Here is a 12,664-nt window from a genome sequence, read left to right as displayed (position 1 = left end):
CGACCACGACCGACAGGAGCGACCTCCATGAGTCCCAATCCCATCCATCGCAAAGCGCATGAGCAAAAGCCGGAGCTGACGGACCGGCAGAAGAAGGCGAAATCCAATACGCTTCGACAGGCACAGGTCCTGCCGCCGCATCAAGTGGACTTGACCTTACATCCAGTGACGCACGATGACGTTCACGTTCCTGCTCATGTCAACGGCGCTGACCTGTCGCGCGAAGCACCCGCCGACGCCAATCATAAGCAGAAGCGCAAAGCCAGCTCGCGGCACTGAGCCGCCCGCGCGTCATTCAATGAACGGCGCCTATTTGTGCTTGGGCGCCTTACCGTCTGACGTGAAGCTGCCGTTGAAAGTCATCTCGGGCGATTTGGCCGAGCACTCGATGGCGACCGATTTGCCGGCATAGGGATTTGCGAAGGTACAGGTGCCCTTTGCTTCAACCTTGCCTGCCATCTTGTTGCCGGCTCCTGTCGAAATGACGTCGACCGGCAGCTGCGCGGTGCCCTTTTGGCTACCGGGCTTGATGCCTCCACCATTGCCCTGGAAGCCGAGCATCTTGCCGCCCGAGGTGAAAATGAAGGTCACCGAGCCATCAGGCCCCGTCACGCTGGCGAGCTCACCCTTGCAGCCTTTGGAGGCATCCAGTTTGCCGACGACGAGCTTTGCGCATTTCCCGCTGACCACGGTGACGCCCTGTGCCGGGAAATTTTCAACGGCTGCAGCCGACGTGGCGGCCAGCGCCGTCAATCCAAAAACAATGCCTGCGAATCGCATAAGGGGCTCCTTTAAAGCCCCTGCAGGTTTGCCGATCAAAATGTGGCAGTCAACCCAAAGCAGCGACGCGTGGATACGCGGCTGTTATTCCGGCACGAGCGAGCCGATCAGTTGCAGCAGGGCATTTTGCCGATTGCCGCCGCCGGCGAGGAATTCATAGAGGCTCATGCTTGTTTCGTTGCCGCCATCGACCATGTAATCGGCCTGGCGGATGACGAAGACCTCGCCGCTTTCCGAATCGCGGGCCAGGTGGAACATATATTCATCGCCGTTGGGCTTGTGGTTCTTATAGAACTGCCGCTTCACCACCGTCATCTCGTCCTCCCGTATGATCGATGTTTCCGTATGACAGTAGGATGACGGCGCGGCCGGAAGTCAAGCGACTTGTCGCGCGAAATTGCATCAATAGGCCTGATATGGCCCAGGCCATAACGAACATCAGCATGTGATTGGCTATCTGCAAAAACGCGCTTATTCTCGGCTCTGCGCCTGAATATTCGGGACGCGACAAGTAGGAGATCGAAGCCTATGAAAATGATGTTAGCGCTGGGAGCGATTTTGAGCCTGGCATGCGTCTCCGCCGGGGAGGCGCCTTCGAACTATCAGACTTACCAGGGCGTTCGCGTCGACAGCGATCCGGTGCTGCTGGCCAGATATAGCAGGGCTCTCAACCATTGCGAGCCAGAGGCCTATTCCTGGCGTCGGGGATCACCCGACCCGAACAGCACCTTCTATTGGCTGGCTCTGAGGAATTGCCTCTATCGCCAGGGCTATGTGGATCGCGGCGTTTATGCCTATCCGACGACGGCGGTGTTCCGGCATTTTCTGGATCGGTGAATATCCGCGAGCTATTGCGGCCCGCGGAACATTCTTCCCGAAACAGACATGAAACGAAAAAGGCCTTTCGATTTCTCGAAAGGCCTTGCTTTTCAGCGAATTAGGATGGTGGGCGTGACAGGGATTGAACCTGTGACCCCTACGATGTCAACGTAGTGCTCTCCCGCTGAGCTACACGCCCATCCGATGGCGGCGCATAGATCACAAAACCTCGGGGGCCGTCAATAGGCTTTTTTTCGGTTTTGTGACGTAGTTGCCGGAAGCCTTACGCGGCAAGGAGTTTATTGACTTCGTCGACCAGCTCGCGGAGGTGGAAAGGCTTGGAAAGCACCTTCGCATCCTTTGGAGCCTTCGAATCAGGATTGAGCGCGACGGCGGCAAAGCCGGTAATGAACATCACCTTCAGGTCCGGATCGAGTTCGGTGGCGCGACGAGCCAGCTCGATGCCGTCCATTTCCGGCATGACGATGTCGGTCAAAAGCAGCGAAAACGGCTCTTCACGCAGCCGGTCGTAAGCGCTTGCTCCATTGTCAAAGGACAAGACCTTGTAGCCGGCTTTTTCGAGCGCCTTCACAAGGAAGCGACGCATGTCGTTGTCATCTTCGGCAAGAAGTATCTTTTGGGTCATCATCTTTTCGCTAATCAATGTTGTCTTGTTGGACACGTCCAGCGTTCAGGTTAGCGCTCCGCCGTAAACAAGCTGTGAATGGCCAGCTAAAACGCGCCAATCCAGCATTGGTTCAAAGCATAAGTGCATTCCACGAAAACGTCTTGCGTTTCCGCTCGCCGAACATTCGGAGATTTCGATTACGGCGCTTTGGATTAAGGCCATTTCGGTCAAGTTACTATGGACTTGCGGTCATGCAACTGGCAACATGATTACTGCGACAAGTTGTTGACATGGTAAAGACGTTGATGTCCGCGGAAATGCGCAGTTTCGAGATTTACGAGGTATTGGAGCCCGCCTCCCAGACGATACCGTTTGTCTACAGCTCACCGCACAGCGGCCGCATTTATCCCCCCGATTTCATCGCCCAGTCCCGCCTCGAAGGTATCGCCATCCGCCGTTCGGAGGATCATTATGTCGACGAGCTTTTTTCGGCCGCAAGCTCTCTCGGTGCGCCGCTGTTGCTCGCCAATTTTCCGCGTGCCTATATCGATGTGAATCGCGAGCCCTACGAGCTCGATCCGCGCATGTTCGACGGCGCTTTGCCATCCTATGCCAACATCAATTCGCTGCGGGTCGCCGGCGGTCTCGGTACGATCCCGCGAATCGTCGCGGAGAACATGGAAATCTACGCGCGCCGTGTACCGGTCGAAGAGGCACTGCGGCGTATCGATACCATCTATAAGCCCTATCACGCCAGGCTTCGCCGGCTGATCGCGCGCACCCATGTCAAATTCGGCTTCGGTGTCCTGGTCGATTGCCATTCGATGCCGGGCAACATCCGAATCGCCGGCAGCAACGCGCGGCCGGATTTCATTCTCGGTGATCGCTACGGCACCAGCGCCTCGGCGGAACTTTCGCGCGCCGCCATGCAGATCCTCGAGGAGCTCGGCTTCAACGCCGTGCGCAACAAGCCCTATGCCGGCGGCTTCATCACCGAGCATTACGGTCGTCCCTCTCGCGGACTGCATGCTCTGCAGATCGAAGTCAACCGGTCGCTCTATGTAGACGAGACGACGCTGGAGAAGCGTCCGGATTTCGATCAGGTCGCGTCGGCCATCACGCTGTTTATGAAGCGGATTGCCGAGCATGTGGAATCTTACACGGGCGATCCGGCACTGGCTGCCGAATAGCGAAAATTCTCTAGGAAAGCTTGGAAAGGCGTGGTTCCGCGCTGGCCGTTTCGTCGCGGCTTATATTCCGTATCCCAGCAAAAAAGAACCGCGCTCGTGGCGCGGCTAAGTCTAGGGAGGAAACACCCAAGGAGGGTATTTACAGTCAGAAGACTGTAGCTGGATATTGATCTCGCACTGCACAAATGTCAAGCATTTTATTGCGATGCAAAATATTTAGGCATATTTGAAAACTCTGCCTGATCGGCAGGCATTGCGCCCATTGCGTCATCATCCGGTTTGCTTCATCGGCTATATGCGTTATGGATCGCTCATCCCATCACCTAATCGGATTGACCATGCTCCCCGATCGCTCGTTTTTCTACCGTCTGGCCGAGGCGGCCAAGGCCGAAACCCTGCCGCGCTTCCGCGCCGGCGTCGATGTGGTCAACAAGGAAGCCGGCGGGTTCGATCCGGTGACCGAAGGCGATCGCGCTGCCGAAGTGGCGATTCGGTCGCTGATCGAGGCTGAGTTCCCCGATCACGGTATCTTGGGCGAGGAACATGGCAGCGTCGGCCTCGATCGCGAGCATGTCTGGGTGATCGACCCGATCGACGGGACGCGTGCCTTCATCTCGGGCGTACCCGTCTGGGGAACGCTGATCGGCCTGCAAAAGAACGGCCGCGCCATCATGGGCCTGATCGATCAGCCCTTCACCGGCGAGCGCTATTTCGCCGATGGCAACGGCTCTACCTATTCCGGCCCGGACGGCGAGCGACGCCTTAAGGTTCGCGATTGCGGCAGCCTGTCGAACGCGATTCTCTTTACCACCTCGCCGCATCTCTTCGTCGGCGAGGAGCTTGCCAAATATCGCGAAATCGAGAGCCAGGCCCGGCTCTTCCGCTATGGGACGGATTGCTACGCCTATGCGCTGCTCGCTGCCGGCCATGTCGATCTCGTCATCGAAAATTCATTGAAGCCCTATGATGTCGGCGGCATCATCCCCGTTGTGGAGCAGGCGGGCGGCATCATGACCACCTGGGACGGCGGCCGTCCGGAAATGGGCGGCACGATCATCGCGGCCGGCAGCCGGGCGGTTTACGAGCAGGCTTGCGCCATCCTGTCCCGGTAAAGGTCAGGCTCCTGCTTCCAGCTCATAGGCGTTGGTCTCCGCGTCGCTGCCGGGAATGAAGGCGTGAATGGCGGCCAGCGCCTGGTTGCGATAGATATCCCGCTCCTGCAGGATCTCGTGCTTCGAGCCATGAATGGGCACAAGCTGGGCGGCCCGGAAGTAGCGCGATACCCTTTCCTGGTCGACATAAGGCACGACGCCGTCTCTTGTCGGTGAGAGCATGACGGTCGGGATGGGGATCGAAAACAGATGCTCTGGCCTGTTGACCTGCTCGATTGCACGGAGTGCCTGCGAGAGCCAGCGTGCCGTCGGAGGCCCGAGGGAAAGCTGCGGGTAGGCCTCGCTGATGCCTGCATTGCGCCGATAGCGCTGTTCATCCGTGGTCACCGGATTCTCGCTGAACGGCCTTTCCTTGAATTTCTTGCTGAATTGCATCCGGCCGAGCCCGACCGTGCTGAAGGCGCCGGACAGGAAACGGATCAAGCCCGGAGAGGCGCCGTGACCGGTCAGGCCGATAAAGGGCGCCGATAGCACCATGCGCTCGATACGGCTTGCAAGCCTTGGCGCTGAATACATGGCAATCAGGCCGCCTGTGGAATGTCCGAGAAGAAAAAAGGGCAGGCGCGTATCCGGCAGCACGATCTTGTCGAGGAAGACGGTGAGGTCGCGTTCATAGTCTGAAAACCGCGAGACGTGGCCGCGCAACGGATCCTTCAGCAGCCGCTCCGATCCGCCCTGGCCGCGAAGATCGAAGGTCGCCACCCAAAGACCCTTGGCCGTCAGGTCGCGGATCGTCTCGAAATATTTCTCGATGAATTCGTTGCGTCCCTGCAGCACAACGACGGTGCCCTTGGCAACCGGCTGCTCGCAACGGAATACGGCATAGCGCAGCTTGCGCCCGTCGAAACTCTCGAAGAACCCTTCCGTGCGGTTTTCCGGCACCGGATTGTCTGGCGTGGAATAGAGGATCGAATCCATGGCGATGTCGCGCCTCGCTGACAAATGGCTTACCTCAAGGGGATAGCGCAGGTTGGAGGAATTGCAACAGATTTGTTGGCGGTTCTTTAGCTCGACGATCCAGTGCCCAGGACACCTCCCAAAATGTTTTGTCAAAACCTTGTCGTCATCAGGTCGTTGGTGTCCCGCCGCGTCGTTCGAGAGCGGTTCTGCGGATGATATCGGCGATTTCCGGGCTGCTGCTGGATAGCATCTGGAAATCCGACGAATAGAGCGACAGAAGCGAGACCTCGGTTGCAGCGCTGACGGTTGCCGAGCGCGGTTCGCCGCTGATCAGCGCCATCTCGCCGAAGAAGCTGCCGGTGCCGAGCTCCACGGGATTCGGCGTGGCGACGGTGACGCGGCCCTCGACGATGAAGTACATCTGGTCGCCGGCCTCGCCCTTGCGGCAGATGATGCCACCGGCCGGCACGACACGAGGCCTCAGCGCTCTGACGATCTCGATGAGTGCTCCCGAGCCAAGTTTCTGGAACAGCGGCACGGCTGCGACCAGCTGCCAGTTGCGCACGAAGTCCTGACGGCGGACCTCCTCGTAGAAGCCTGTGGCGAGGATACCCGCCCAGAGCGCGAAAATGCCGATTCCGCTCATCATGACCAGCCCGGCAAGGATACGGCCGGCGAAACTTTGGGGAATCTCGTCGCCATAGCCGGTGGTCGAGAGCGTAACCACCGCCCACCACATGGCCAGGGGAATGCTGCCGAATTTATCGGGCTGGACGTCGCGCTCGATGATATAGGCAGCAAGCGCCGCGCCAAACAGAACGATGCAGAAAATGGAGGTGACGCCGATCAGATTGCGTGCTTCTTTGCTGAGGACCCGGCCCAACAGCCGAAAGAAGGTCGAGCCACGCAGCGGCTTGAGCAACCAGATGGCGCAATAAAGGCTCTGGTCGCGCCCGCGAGCGAAGAGGAATGCGAGCACGGGGACGAGAACCGCAAGCACGTCGACGGCGGTTTCCAGCGCTCTGCCGCGCGCCTCTCTTGATCGCTGCATGAACAGCGTTTCGATCAATTGCAGAACATAGGCGGCCCAGACACCGGCGAGCACGATTTCCAGGATCAACCTGGTTTGCCCGGTCATATCAGGCGTCGTCAGTGCCGCCACCGTCAGCAGACCGATGGCAGCGAGCAGCGCGTTCAGCGATGTGGAAATCTTCGAGAAGGAAAGCGCCGACATTCGATACCCCAACTGGCCCGCCACTTTCTCAGAATAGGATGCCTCCGGTTGAAACGTAAAGGGCTCGCGGGATGTTCGCAGCAACCGGGTTTTGGCTTTGGTATAGGCAATTTATCGCTGTCTTTTCAATCTGATTTCAGTCGCTGCCCGACATCCAGCGGTAGTCCCTTGAATGGCTTGATTTCCTTCAGAACGAATGTCGTCTGCATTTCCTTGATGCGCGGCAGGCGACGCACCACCCGCATGGCGAAATCCGCATAGCTGTCGAGATCGGCGGCCACGACCTGCAGCAGGAAATCCGCATCGCCGGCAATGCTGTAACAGGCGACGACCTCGCTCAGCTTCAGGACATCGCGTGAGAATTCCTCGGCTTCCGCCTCGCTGTGGCTATCGATCTTCACCCTGATGAAGGCAAGGACGCCGAGGCCGATCTCGCGCCTGTCGAGCGTTGCCGTATAGCCCTGGATGACACCGGTTTCCTCAAGCTGGCGCACGCGCCGCCAACAGGGCGAGGTGGAGAGCCCGACTTCGGACGAAAGCGCCTGGTTCGTCAGGCGTCCGTCTTTCTGGAGGGCGCCGAGAATTCTTAGATCGACGGGTTCAAGATCGGAGGGCATAGATTGACTCAGTAGCGGTTGATATCGGTAGGATCTACCATATTGGGCGAATATGCCGCAATGAAAGGTAAGATCGCCCGCGATTGGCGCGATATCCTGCTGATAGCCATCGTCAACAGCAGCAGGGTTCCAATGCCTCCCGATATCCGTCTCGCCATAGTCATCAATCCGGATCTGCCGCTCGGGCTGATCGCCAATACCGCCGGCGCCATCGCTATAGGGTTAGGGGCCAGATTTCCCGCTCTTGCGGCGCAGTCCTTGACCGACAGGGAGGATCGCACCATCGACATCAGCTCAAACATGCCGGTACCGATGCTGCAGGCGGATGCCGATACCATCCGGTCGCTGCTGCTGAAGGCGCTGTCGCAGCTGGGCGAGCGGGCAATCGTTCCCTTTCCGGCTTTCGCGCGGTCGCTGCACGATTACAGGGAGTATGAGGCAACGTTTCCCGGGCGCGATCTATCGGAGGAGGCCATTGATGGCCTGGGCATAGCCGGTCCATCGAAATGGGTGAAATCGCTTACCGGTTCGCTGAAGCTTTTGCGTTAGCATCGAGGAGAAAAGGGGCCGGCTTGCGGGATAGAGAGATCCGCTTCGCCGGCCGAGCAGGACTGAAGAAGAAGGGACGATACACTTCAGTCATCGGAAGATGATGTATCCGACGATGTTATGGATAGGACTGTCTGCCTGAACGGGTGCCGAACTGGGTGTTCATCTGCGGTTCACGCGTTCTTTTTCAAAATCTCGGCTGCGAGGTCTGGGGCTTGAACTCCTGAAAAGCGATCCCCATCTCCATCCTGCGGGTGCCAAACGGGCTCGCAAAGCCGTCCCGAGGCCGCCAGGAGTGGGGCCGTGGGGCAAATTCAGAATCGCAATTGTCGCTCACAGGAGGACTCCATGCGTCACGTAGACTTCTCTCCCCTTTACCGTTCCACCGTCGGTTTCGACCGTCTGTTCACCATGCTCGATACCCTTGCCCAGCCGGATCAGGCTCAGACCTATCCGCCCTACAATATCGAGCGCACCGGTGAGAACACCTATCGCATCACGATGGCTGTTGCCGGTTTCGATGAAAAGGAACTGAGCGTCGACGCTCATGCCCACGTTCTCCACGTCAAGGGCGAGAAGAGCGAAGAGCCGGCTGAAGCCAGCGAATATCTCTATCGCGGTATCGCCAAGCGTGCCTTCGAGCGTCGTTTCCAGCTCGCCGATCATGTCGAGGTCCAGGCTGCTTCCCTGAAGAATGGTTTGCTGCACATTGATCTGTTGCGCAACATTCCGGAAGCCATGAAGCCCCGTCGTATCTCGATTGCGGCTGATCCGGTGGAAGCCCCAAAGGCCATCGAGGCTCACATCAACTAAATCGGGCTGACGGTCTTAAGCCGTCATGCCTAGGCTGACGGTTATCGACCGTCACGCCTTTGATCCTCCCAAGATCAAAAAGAAGCGGCGCTCCATCGGGGCGCCGCTTTTGTTTTGGGAGGAATATCAGGATATTGTCAGGCGGCGTTCGTGGCCCCTGTCGCTGCCTCGGTCTTAGCGTCGGCACGCTTCTTGGCGGCGTCGGCATATTTCTGGGCCAGGAAGGCGCAGGTCATCAGCTGGATCTGATGGAACAGCATCAGCGGCAGGACGATGGCGCCGATACCCTGGCCGGCGAAGATGACATTTGCCATCGGCACACCGCTTGCCAGCGACTTTTTCGAGCCGCAGAAGGTGATGGTGATCTCATCGGCCTTGGAGAAGCCAAGCGCACGGCTGCCGAACATGGTGATGCAGAGCACCATGGCCAGAAGCAACATGTTGGCGACGATGACGGTGGCGATGTCGAGCACCGAAAACGTATGCCACAGTCCCTCGACCACTGCCTCGCTAAAGGCCGAATAGACGACCATCAGGATCGAGCCGCGGTCGACCGGCATCAGGATCTTCTTTTTCGAGCGGATCCAGTCGCCGATCCACGGCTGCAGCAATTGGCCGGCGATGAAGGGGGCAAGCAGCTGCAACATGATCTGCCACAGCACATCCCAGGAAAAACCGCCGCCCTGGCCGCCCACTGAAAACAGCACGCCGACGAGCAGCGGCGTCAGGAACATGCCGAAGATGTTCGAAGCCGAAGCCGAGCAGATGGCGGCGGGAACATTGCCGCCGGCGATCGAGGTGAAAGCGATCGACGACTGTACTGTCGAAGGAAGCACGCTCAGAAACAGCAGGCCTGTATAGAGCGAGACAGGCAGAACGCTGGTCGGCACGATCTGGCCGATGGCGAGCACCAACAGCGGGAAGATGCCGAAGGTTGTCAGCAGGATGACGAGATGCAGCCGCCAGTGCAGCATGCCGGCAATGACAACATCGCGCGATAGGCGCGCGCCGTGCAGGAAGAACAGCAGACCGATGGCAAAGTTTGTCGCGATGCTAAAATAGTGGGCGCTTGCCCCCTGAACGGGAAAGAGGGATGCCGTCAGAACAGTGAGCACCAACAGCATGGTGAAAGTATCTGGAAGAAAGCGGCGCATCGTGCCAACCCCAATCGCGGTTGCAGGTCTTGATAATTGATCCTTGCAGATAGACCTATTGTGATCCACGATGCAAGGAATAACAGTTATCGCAATATAGGATAAGCGCTATGCTCGATCTCACGCAGTTGCGCAGCTTCGTTGCCGTGGAGCAGATGGGTAGCTTCACGCTGGCGGCAGAAAGGCTCGGGCTCGGCCAGTCGACCGTCAGCCAGCATATACAGCGATTGGAAACGGAGCTTGGGCGCAAGCTATTGGCCCGCGACACGCATCGCGTCGTCCTGACCGGTGATGGCGAGGCGTTGCTCGGGCATGCGCGCAACATATTGTCCATCGAAGGGGAGGTGCGCCAGCTCTTTGCCGGCAACAGCCTGCGCGGCAGTCTTCGCCTTGGCGTTTCCGAGGATTTCGTTACCAGCCAGCTCCCCGACGTGCTTGAGGAATTCGTTCGCTCGCATCCCTCGGTCGATCTCGAATTGACCGTCGCGCTCAGCGGCACTCTTTATGAAATGCAGGACAATGGCGATCTGGATCTGGTGCTCGCCAAACGTCGCCTCGGCGATGTCAGGGGCAAGCTGGTTTATCGCGAGCCGCTGGTTTGGCTGGCACGTGATCCCGAGCGCATTCGCAGGCTTGCAGGGCCACTGCCGTTGATTGCCTTTCCGACGCCGAGCGTCACGCGGGCGGTGGCGCTGGAGGCGCTGCGTCGCCAGCAGGTGCCGTGGCGGATCGTCTGTACCTGCGGCAGCCTTAGCGGGCTGACGGCAGCGGCTCGCGCCGGCATGGGCGTTCTTGTCCAGCCGCAAAGCATGGCGCCGACCGGGTTGACGGAGATCGCGCCGGGCTGGCTGCCGGCCCTGGAAGATGTGGAATTTGTGCTTGTGCCACGCAAGGGGGCGGATCAACTTGTGGTCAATGCCCTATCGGAAGACATTTTGACAAAAGTTCGAGGGCCCAGATCGATTTGATGATGGTGGCGTAGACCACAGGGATGGAAAAGCCTTTGTCCAGCATGCGGATAGGATTAAGCTCCTGTTAGGATTTCCTTCGCCGGCTGTCGTTTTTCACCCCGTACGTCTGTTCCGTCGCAGCGTCCGGTTCAGGTCGCAGTCAGCTTGGACTGCTATCGTAGGTGGCAGTGGACGAGTTGCATGAGGACATCCGCCCCCGATGACTTATGGCGCCATCTTCATTTCCGGGCTTATTGCTTGCGTAATGGCAATGACGGTGATCGTTCACCACGCTCCGGCATCCGATCGCGACGATTTTTCGACTTTCAGACTGTTCGCGCATCGGAATTAGAACTGAGCTTTCCTGCGACATTGAGAGCCGTCCGGCCCGAAGCCGGCTCCGGCGCTCCTTTTTCTTGCCGTCAGGCAAGACAGGCGAGGAAGTTCGTCACGTCGGCCTCGGTCGTGGCGAAGCTGGTGACAAGGCGGATCAGTGTCTCATCAGAGCGGACCAGATCCGGCTGTGATTCCGGGATCGGCCATTCGTAGAATTTCGCACCCTTGTCCTCGGCGGCCTTGGCAGCCGATTTCGATATGATCGCGAAAACTTCGTTAGAAAGCGTTGGCCAGGCAAGGCGTGCCGAAGGCGCCTTTTCGATGCCGGCGCGCAGGTGGTCGGCCATGCCGTTGGAATGGCGAGCGAGATCCAGCCAGAGGCCATCCTTGAAATAACCATCGAACTGGGCGGCGATGAAGCGCGACTTCGAGAAGAGCTGGGCGGCGCGCTTGCGGATGAAATGCATCTCCTTTGCCTGCTCCGGATTGAAGAAGACAATCGCCTCAGCGCACCAGCAGCCGTTCTTGGTGCCGCCGAAAGAGAGGATGTCGATTCCGCGCTTCCAGGTCATTTCCGCCGGGCTGACGTCGAGCGCGGCCAGGGCATTGGCGAAACGCGCGCCATCCATATGGAGCGGCAGGCCGTTCGTCTTTGCGATGGCGGCGATGGCATCGATCTCGGCGAGCGAATAGACCGTGCCGATTTCCGTGGCCTGGGTGATTGTCACCGCGGCGGCGCGGCCGTGATGGACGGCATCCTGGGGGAAGCGGGCAACCTTGGCGGCGAGCGCCTTGGGATCGATCTTGCCGAGGGCACCATCGACGGTTGCCAGTCGCGCACCGCTGAAGAAGTCAGGTGCACCGCATTCGTCCTCGGCCACATGCGCCTCGTTGTGACAGAAGCTCATTCCGCCCGGCTTCTGGACGCTGGCGAGCGACAGCGAATTTGCCGCCGTGCCCGTCGCAACGAAAAACACGGCAACCTCGCGCTCGAAGATCTCCGAGAACTTGGCCTCCACCCGTTGGTCCAGGTCGCTTGTACCATAGGCGGAAGCAAAGCCGCCGGACTCGGCGAGGAGACGTTCAGCGATCTTGGAGTGGGCGCCAGCCCAGTTATCGGAGGCAAAGAACATGAAGTGCACCAATTATAAGGAGTGAATAGCAGGCGGCATAAATAGGGTCGGCGGGACCTTACGCCAATGCAAAAACCTATCAAGTGCATGAACTTGAACAATCCATCACAGAAATTGATTGGCGCAATCAACAAATAAAATGATGCGCTGCAGCGAAACTTTATTGCTCTATTTGCGCAACAAGGGCAATCTTCCGTCGTTTGCTGACGAATTTTTGCCATTTTGCTCTTGCGAAGGCTTAAGCTTTCTGGCATAGAACTGATGAATTAGGACAGGGTTGCTGTCCTATTTTGGCCGCCGAGGCCGAAGATGCGCCAGAAGGTCCTGACGATGTCGGGATTTCAAGCTATAGTTATCGGGAGCATGCCCTTTCAAGCCGTCCAGGCAAT

At 58.6% G+C, this 12,664-nt stretch carries 15 protein-coding genes and 1 tRNA gene; 7 read left to right on the top strand and 9 right to left on the bottom strand.

Features of this window, described 5'->3' with window-relative positions; genetic code table 11:
* The first annotated feature begins 27 nt into the window (after positions 1-27).
* The gene (locus tag ACQZ6F_RS11795) at positions 28-279 is read left to right on the top strand and encodes a hypothetical protein (RefSeq protein WP_077469438.1); all 252 of its coding nucleotides are present in this window, start codon (positions 28-30) and stop codon (positions 277-279) included.
* 30 nt (positions 280-309) lie between these two features.
* Here ACQZ6F_RS11795 and ACQZ6F_RS11790 read toward each other — a convergent pair whose 3' ends face one another.
* Positions 310-780: a hypothetical protein gene (locus ACQZ6F_RS11790; RefSeq protein WP_077469439.1), complete on the bottom strand. Its 471-nt coding sequence runs from the start codon at positions 778-780 to the stop codon at positions 310-312.
* An 84-nt stretch (positions 781-864) separates the two neighbouring features.
* Positions 865-1,095 (bottom strand): hypothetical protein, encoded by a 231-nt coding sequence (locus ACQZ6F_RS11785; protein ID WP_068400072.1) that lies wholly within the window; start codon positions 1,093-1,095, stop codon positions 865-867.
* Positions 1,096-1,308: 213 nt separating this feature from the next.
* On the opposite strand from ACQZ6F_RS11785, the gene ACQZ6F_RS11780 reads away from it, so the two are divergent.
* On the top strand, positions 1,309-1,617 hold the full coding sequence (locus ACQZ6F_RS11780; RefSeq protein ID WP_077469440.1) for a hypothetical protein: 309 nt from the start codon (positions 1,309-1,311) through the stop codon (positions 1,615-1,617).
* A gap of 106 nt (positions 1,618-1,723) precedes the next feature.
* Here the strand turns inward: ACQZ6F_RS11780 and ACQZ6F_RS11775 are convergent.
* Together ACQZ6F_RS11775 and cpdR1 are read right to left on the bottom strand one after the other, a co-directional pair.
* Positions 1,724-1,798, bottom strand: a tRNA-Val gene (locus tag ACQZ6F_RS11775).
* Between the two features lie 84 nt (positions 1,799-1,882).
* On the bottom strand, positions 1,883-2,245 hold the full coding sequence (gene cpdR1 / locus ACQZ6F_RS11770; protein ID WP_004117561.1) for a response regulator CpdR1: 363 nt from the start codon (positions 2,243-2,245) through the stop codon (positions 1,883-1,885).
* Positions 2,246-2,517: 272 nt separating this feature from the next.
* Here cpdR1 and ACQZ6F_RS11765 point away from each other — a divergent pair, with 272 nt between their 5' ends.
* Both ACQZ6F_RS11765 and hisN read left to right on the top strand, forming a co-directional pair.
* On the top strand, positions 2,518-3,417 hold the full coding sequence (locus ACQZ6F_RS11765) for an N-formylglutamate amidohydrolase (protein ID WP_449091718.1): 900 nt from the start codon (positions 2,518-2,520) through the stop codon (positions 3,415-3,417).
* Positions 3,418-3,755: 338 nt separating this feature from the next.
* Positions 3,756-4,529, top strand: coding sequence for a histidinol-phosphatase (hisN, locus tag ACQZ6F_RS11760; protein ID WP_449091719.1), 774 nt, complete (start codon positions 3,756-3,758; stop codon positions 4,527-4,529).
* Between the two features lie 3 nt (positions 4,530-4,532).
* Here the strand turns inward: hisN and ACQZ6F_RS11755 are convergent, their stop codons facing one another.
* The 3 genes from ACQZ6F_RS11755 to ACQZ6F_RS11745 all read right to left on the bottom strand — a co-directional run bounded on the left by ACQZ6F_RS11755 (position 4,533) and on the right by ACQZ6F_RS11745 (position 7,340).
* Positions 4,533-5,507 carry an alpha/beta fold hydrolase gene (locus ACQZ6F_RS11755; RefSeq protein WP_077469442.1) on the bottom strand — a complete coding sequence of 325 codons (975 nt, stop codon included), beginning with the start codon at positions 5,505-5,507 and terminating at the stop codon, positions 4,533-4,535.
* A 148-nt stretch (positions 5,508-5,655) separates the two neighbouring features.
* Positions 5,656-6,723 (bottom strand): cyclic nucleotide-gated ion channel, encoded by a 1,068-nt coding sequence (locus ACQZ6F_RS11750; RefSeq protein ID WP_449091720.1) that lies wholly within the window; start codon positions 6,721-6,723, stop codon positions 5,656-5,658.
* A 125-nt stretch (positions 6,724-6,848) separates the two neighbouring features.
* Positions 6,849-7,340, bottom strand: a complete 492-nt coding sequence (locus ACQZ6F_RS11745; RefSeq protein ID WP_449091721.1) for an Lrp/AsnC family transcriptional regulator — start codon at positions 7,338-7,340, stop codon at positions 6,849-6,851.
* 132 nt (positions 7,341-7,472) lie between these two features.
* On the opposite strand from ACQZ6F_RS11745, the gene ACQZ6F_RS11740 reads away from it, so the two are divergent.
* Positions 7,473-7,889, top strand: coding sequence for a DUF2000 domain-containing protein (locus tag ACQZ6F_RS11740; protein ID WP_449092385.1), 417 nt, complete (start codon positions 7,473-7,475; stop codon positions 7,887-7,889).
* 348 nt (positions 7,890-8,237) lie between these two features.
* Positions 8,238-8,702: an Hsp20 family protein gene (locus ACQZ6F_RS11735; protein ID WP_449091722.1), complete on the top strand. Its 465-nt coding sequence runs from the start codon at positions 8,238-8,240 to the stop codon at positions 8,700-8,702.
* Positions 8,703-8,839: 137 nt separating this feature from the next.
* On the opposite strand, the gene ACQZ6F_RS11730 is transcribed toward ACQZ6F_RS11735, so the two are convergent.
* Complete coding sequence (locus ACQZ6F_RS11730) at positions 8,840-9,856, bottom strand: bile acid:sodium symporter family protein (protein ID WP_449091723.1); 1,017 nt, start codon at positions 9,854-9,856, stop codon at positions 8,840-8,842.
* 110 nt (positions 9,857-9,966) lie between these two features.
* Here ACQZ6F_RS11730 and ACQZ6F_RS11725 point away from each other — a divergent pair, with 110 nt between their 5' ends.
* Positions 9,967-10,824, top strand: coding sequence for a LysR family transcriptional regulator (locus tag ACQZ6F_RS11725; protein WP_449091724.1), 858 nt, complete (start codon positions 9,967-9,969; stop codon positions 10,822-10,824).
* Between the two features lie 404 nt (positions 10,825-11,228).
* On the opposite strand, the gene ACQZ6F_RS11720 is transcribed toward ACQZ6F_RS11725, so the two are convergent.
* Positions 11,229-12,275, bottom strand: coding sequence for a threonine aldolase family protein (locus ACQZ6F_RS11720; protein ID WP_449091725.1), 1,047 nt, complete (start codon positions 12,273-12,275; stop codon positions 11,229-11,231).
* Between the last annotated feature and the right edge of the window lie 389 nt (positions 12,276-12,664).

The sequence above is a fragment of the Rhizobium sp. A22-96 genome (assembly GCF_053521805.1).
Note: the sequence above shows the minus strand (reverse complement) of the source record. Positions and strands in the feature narration are given on the sequence as shown.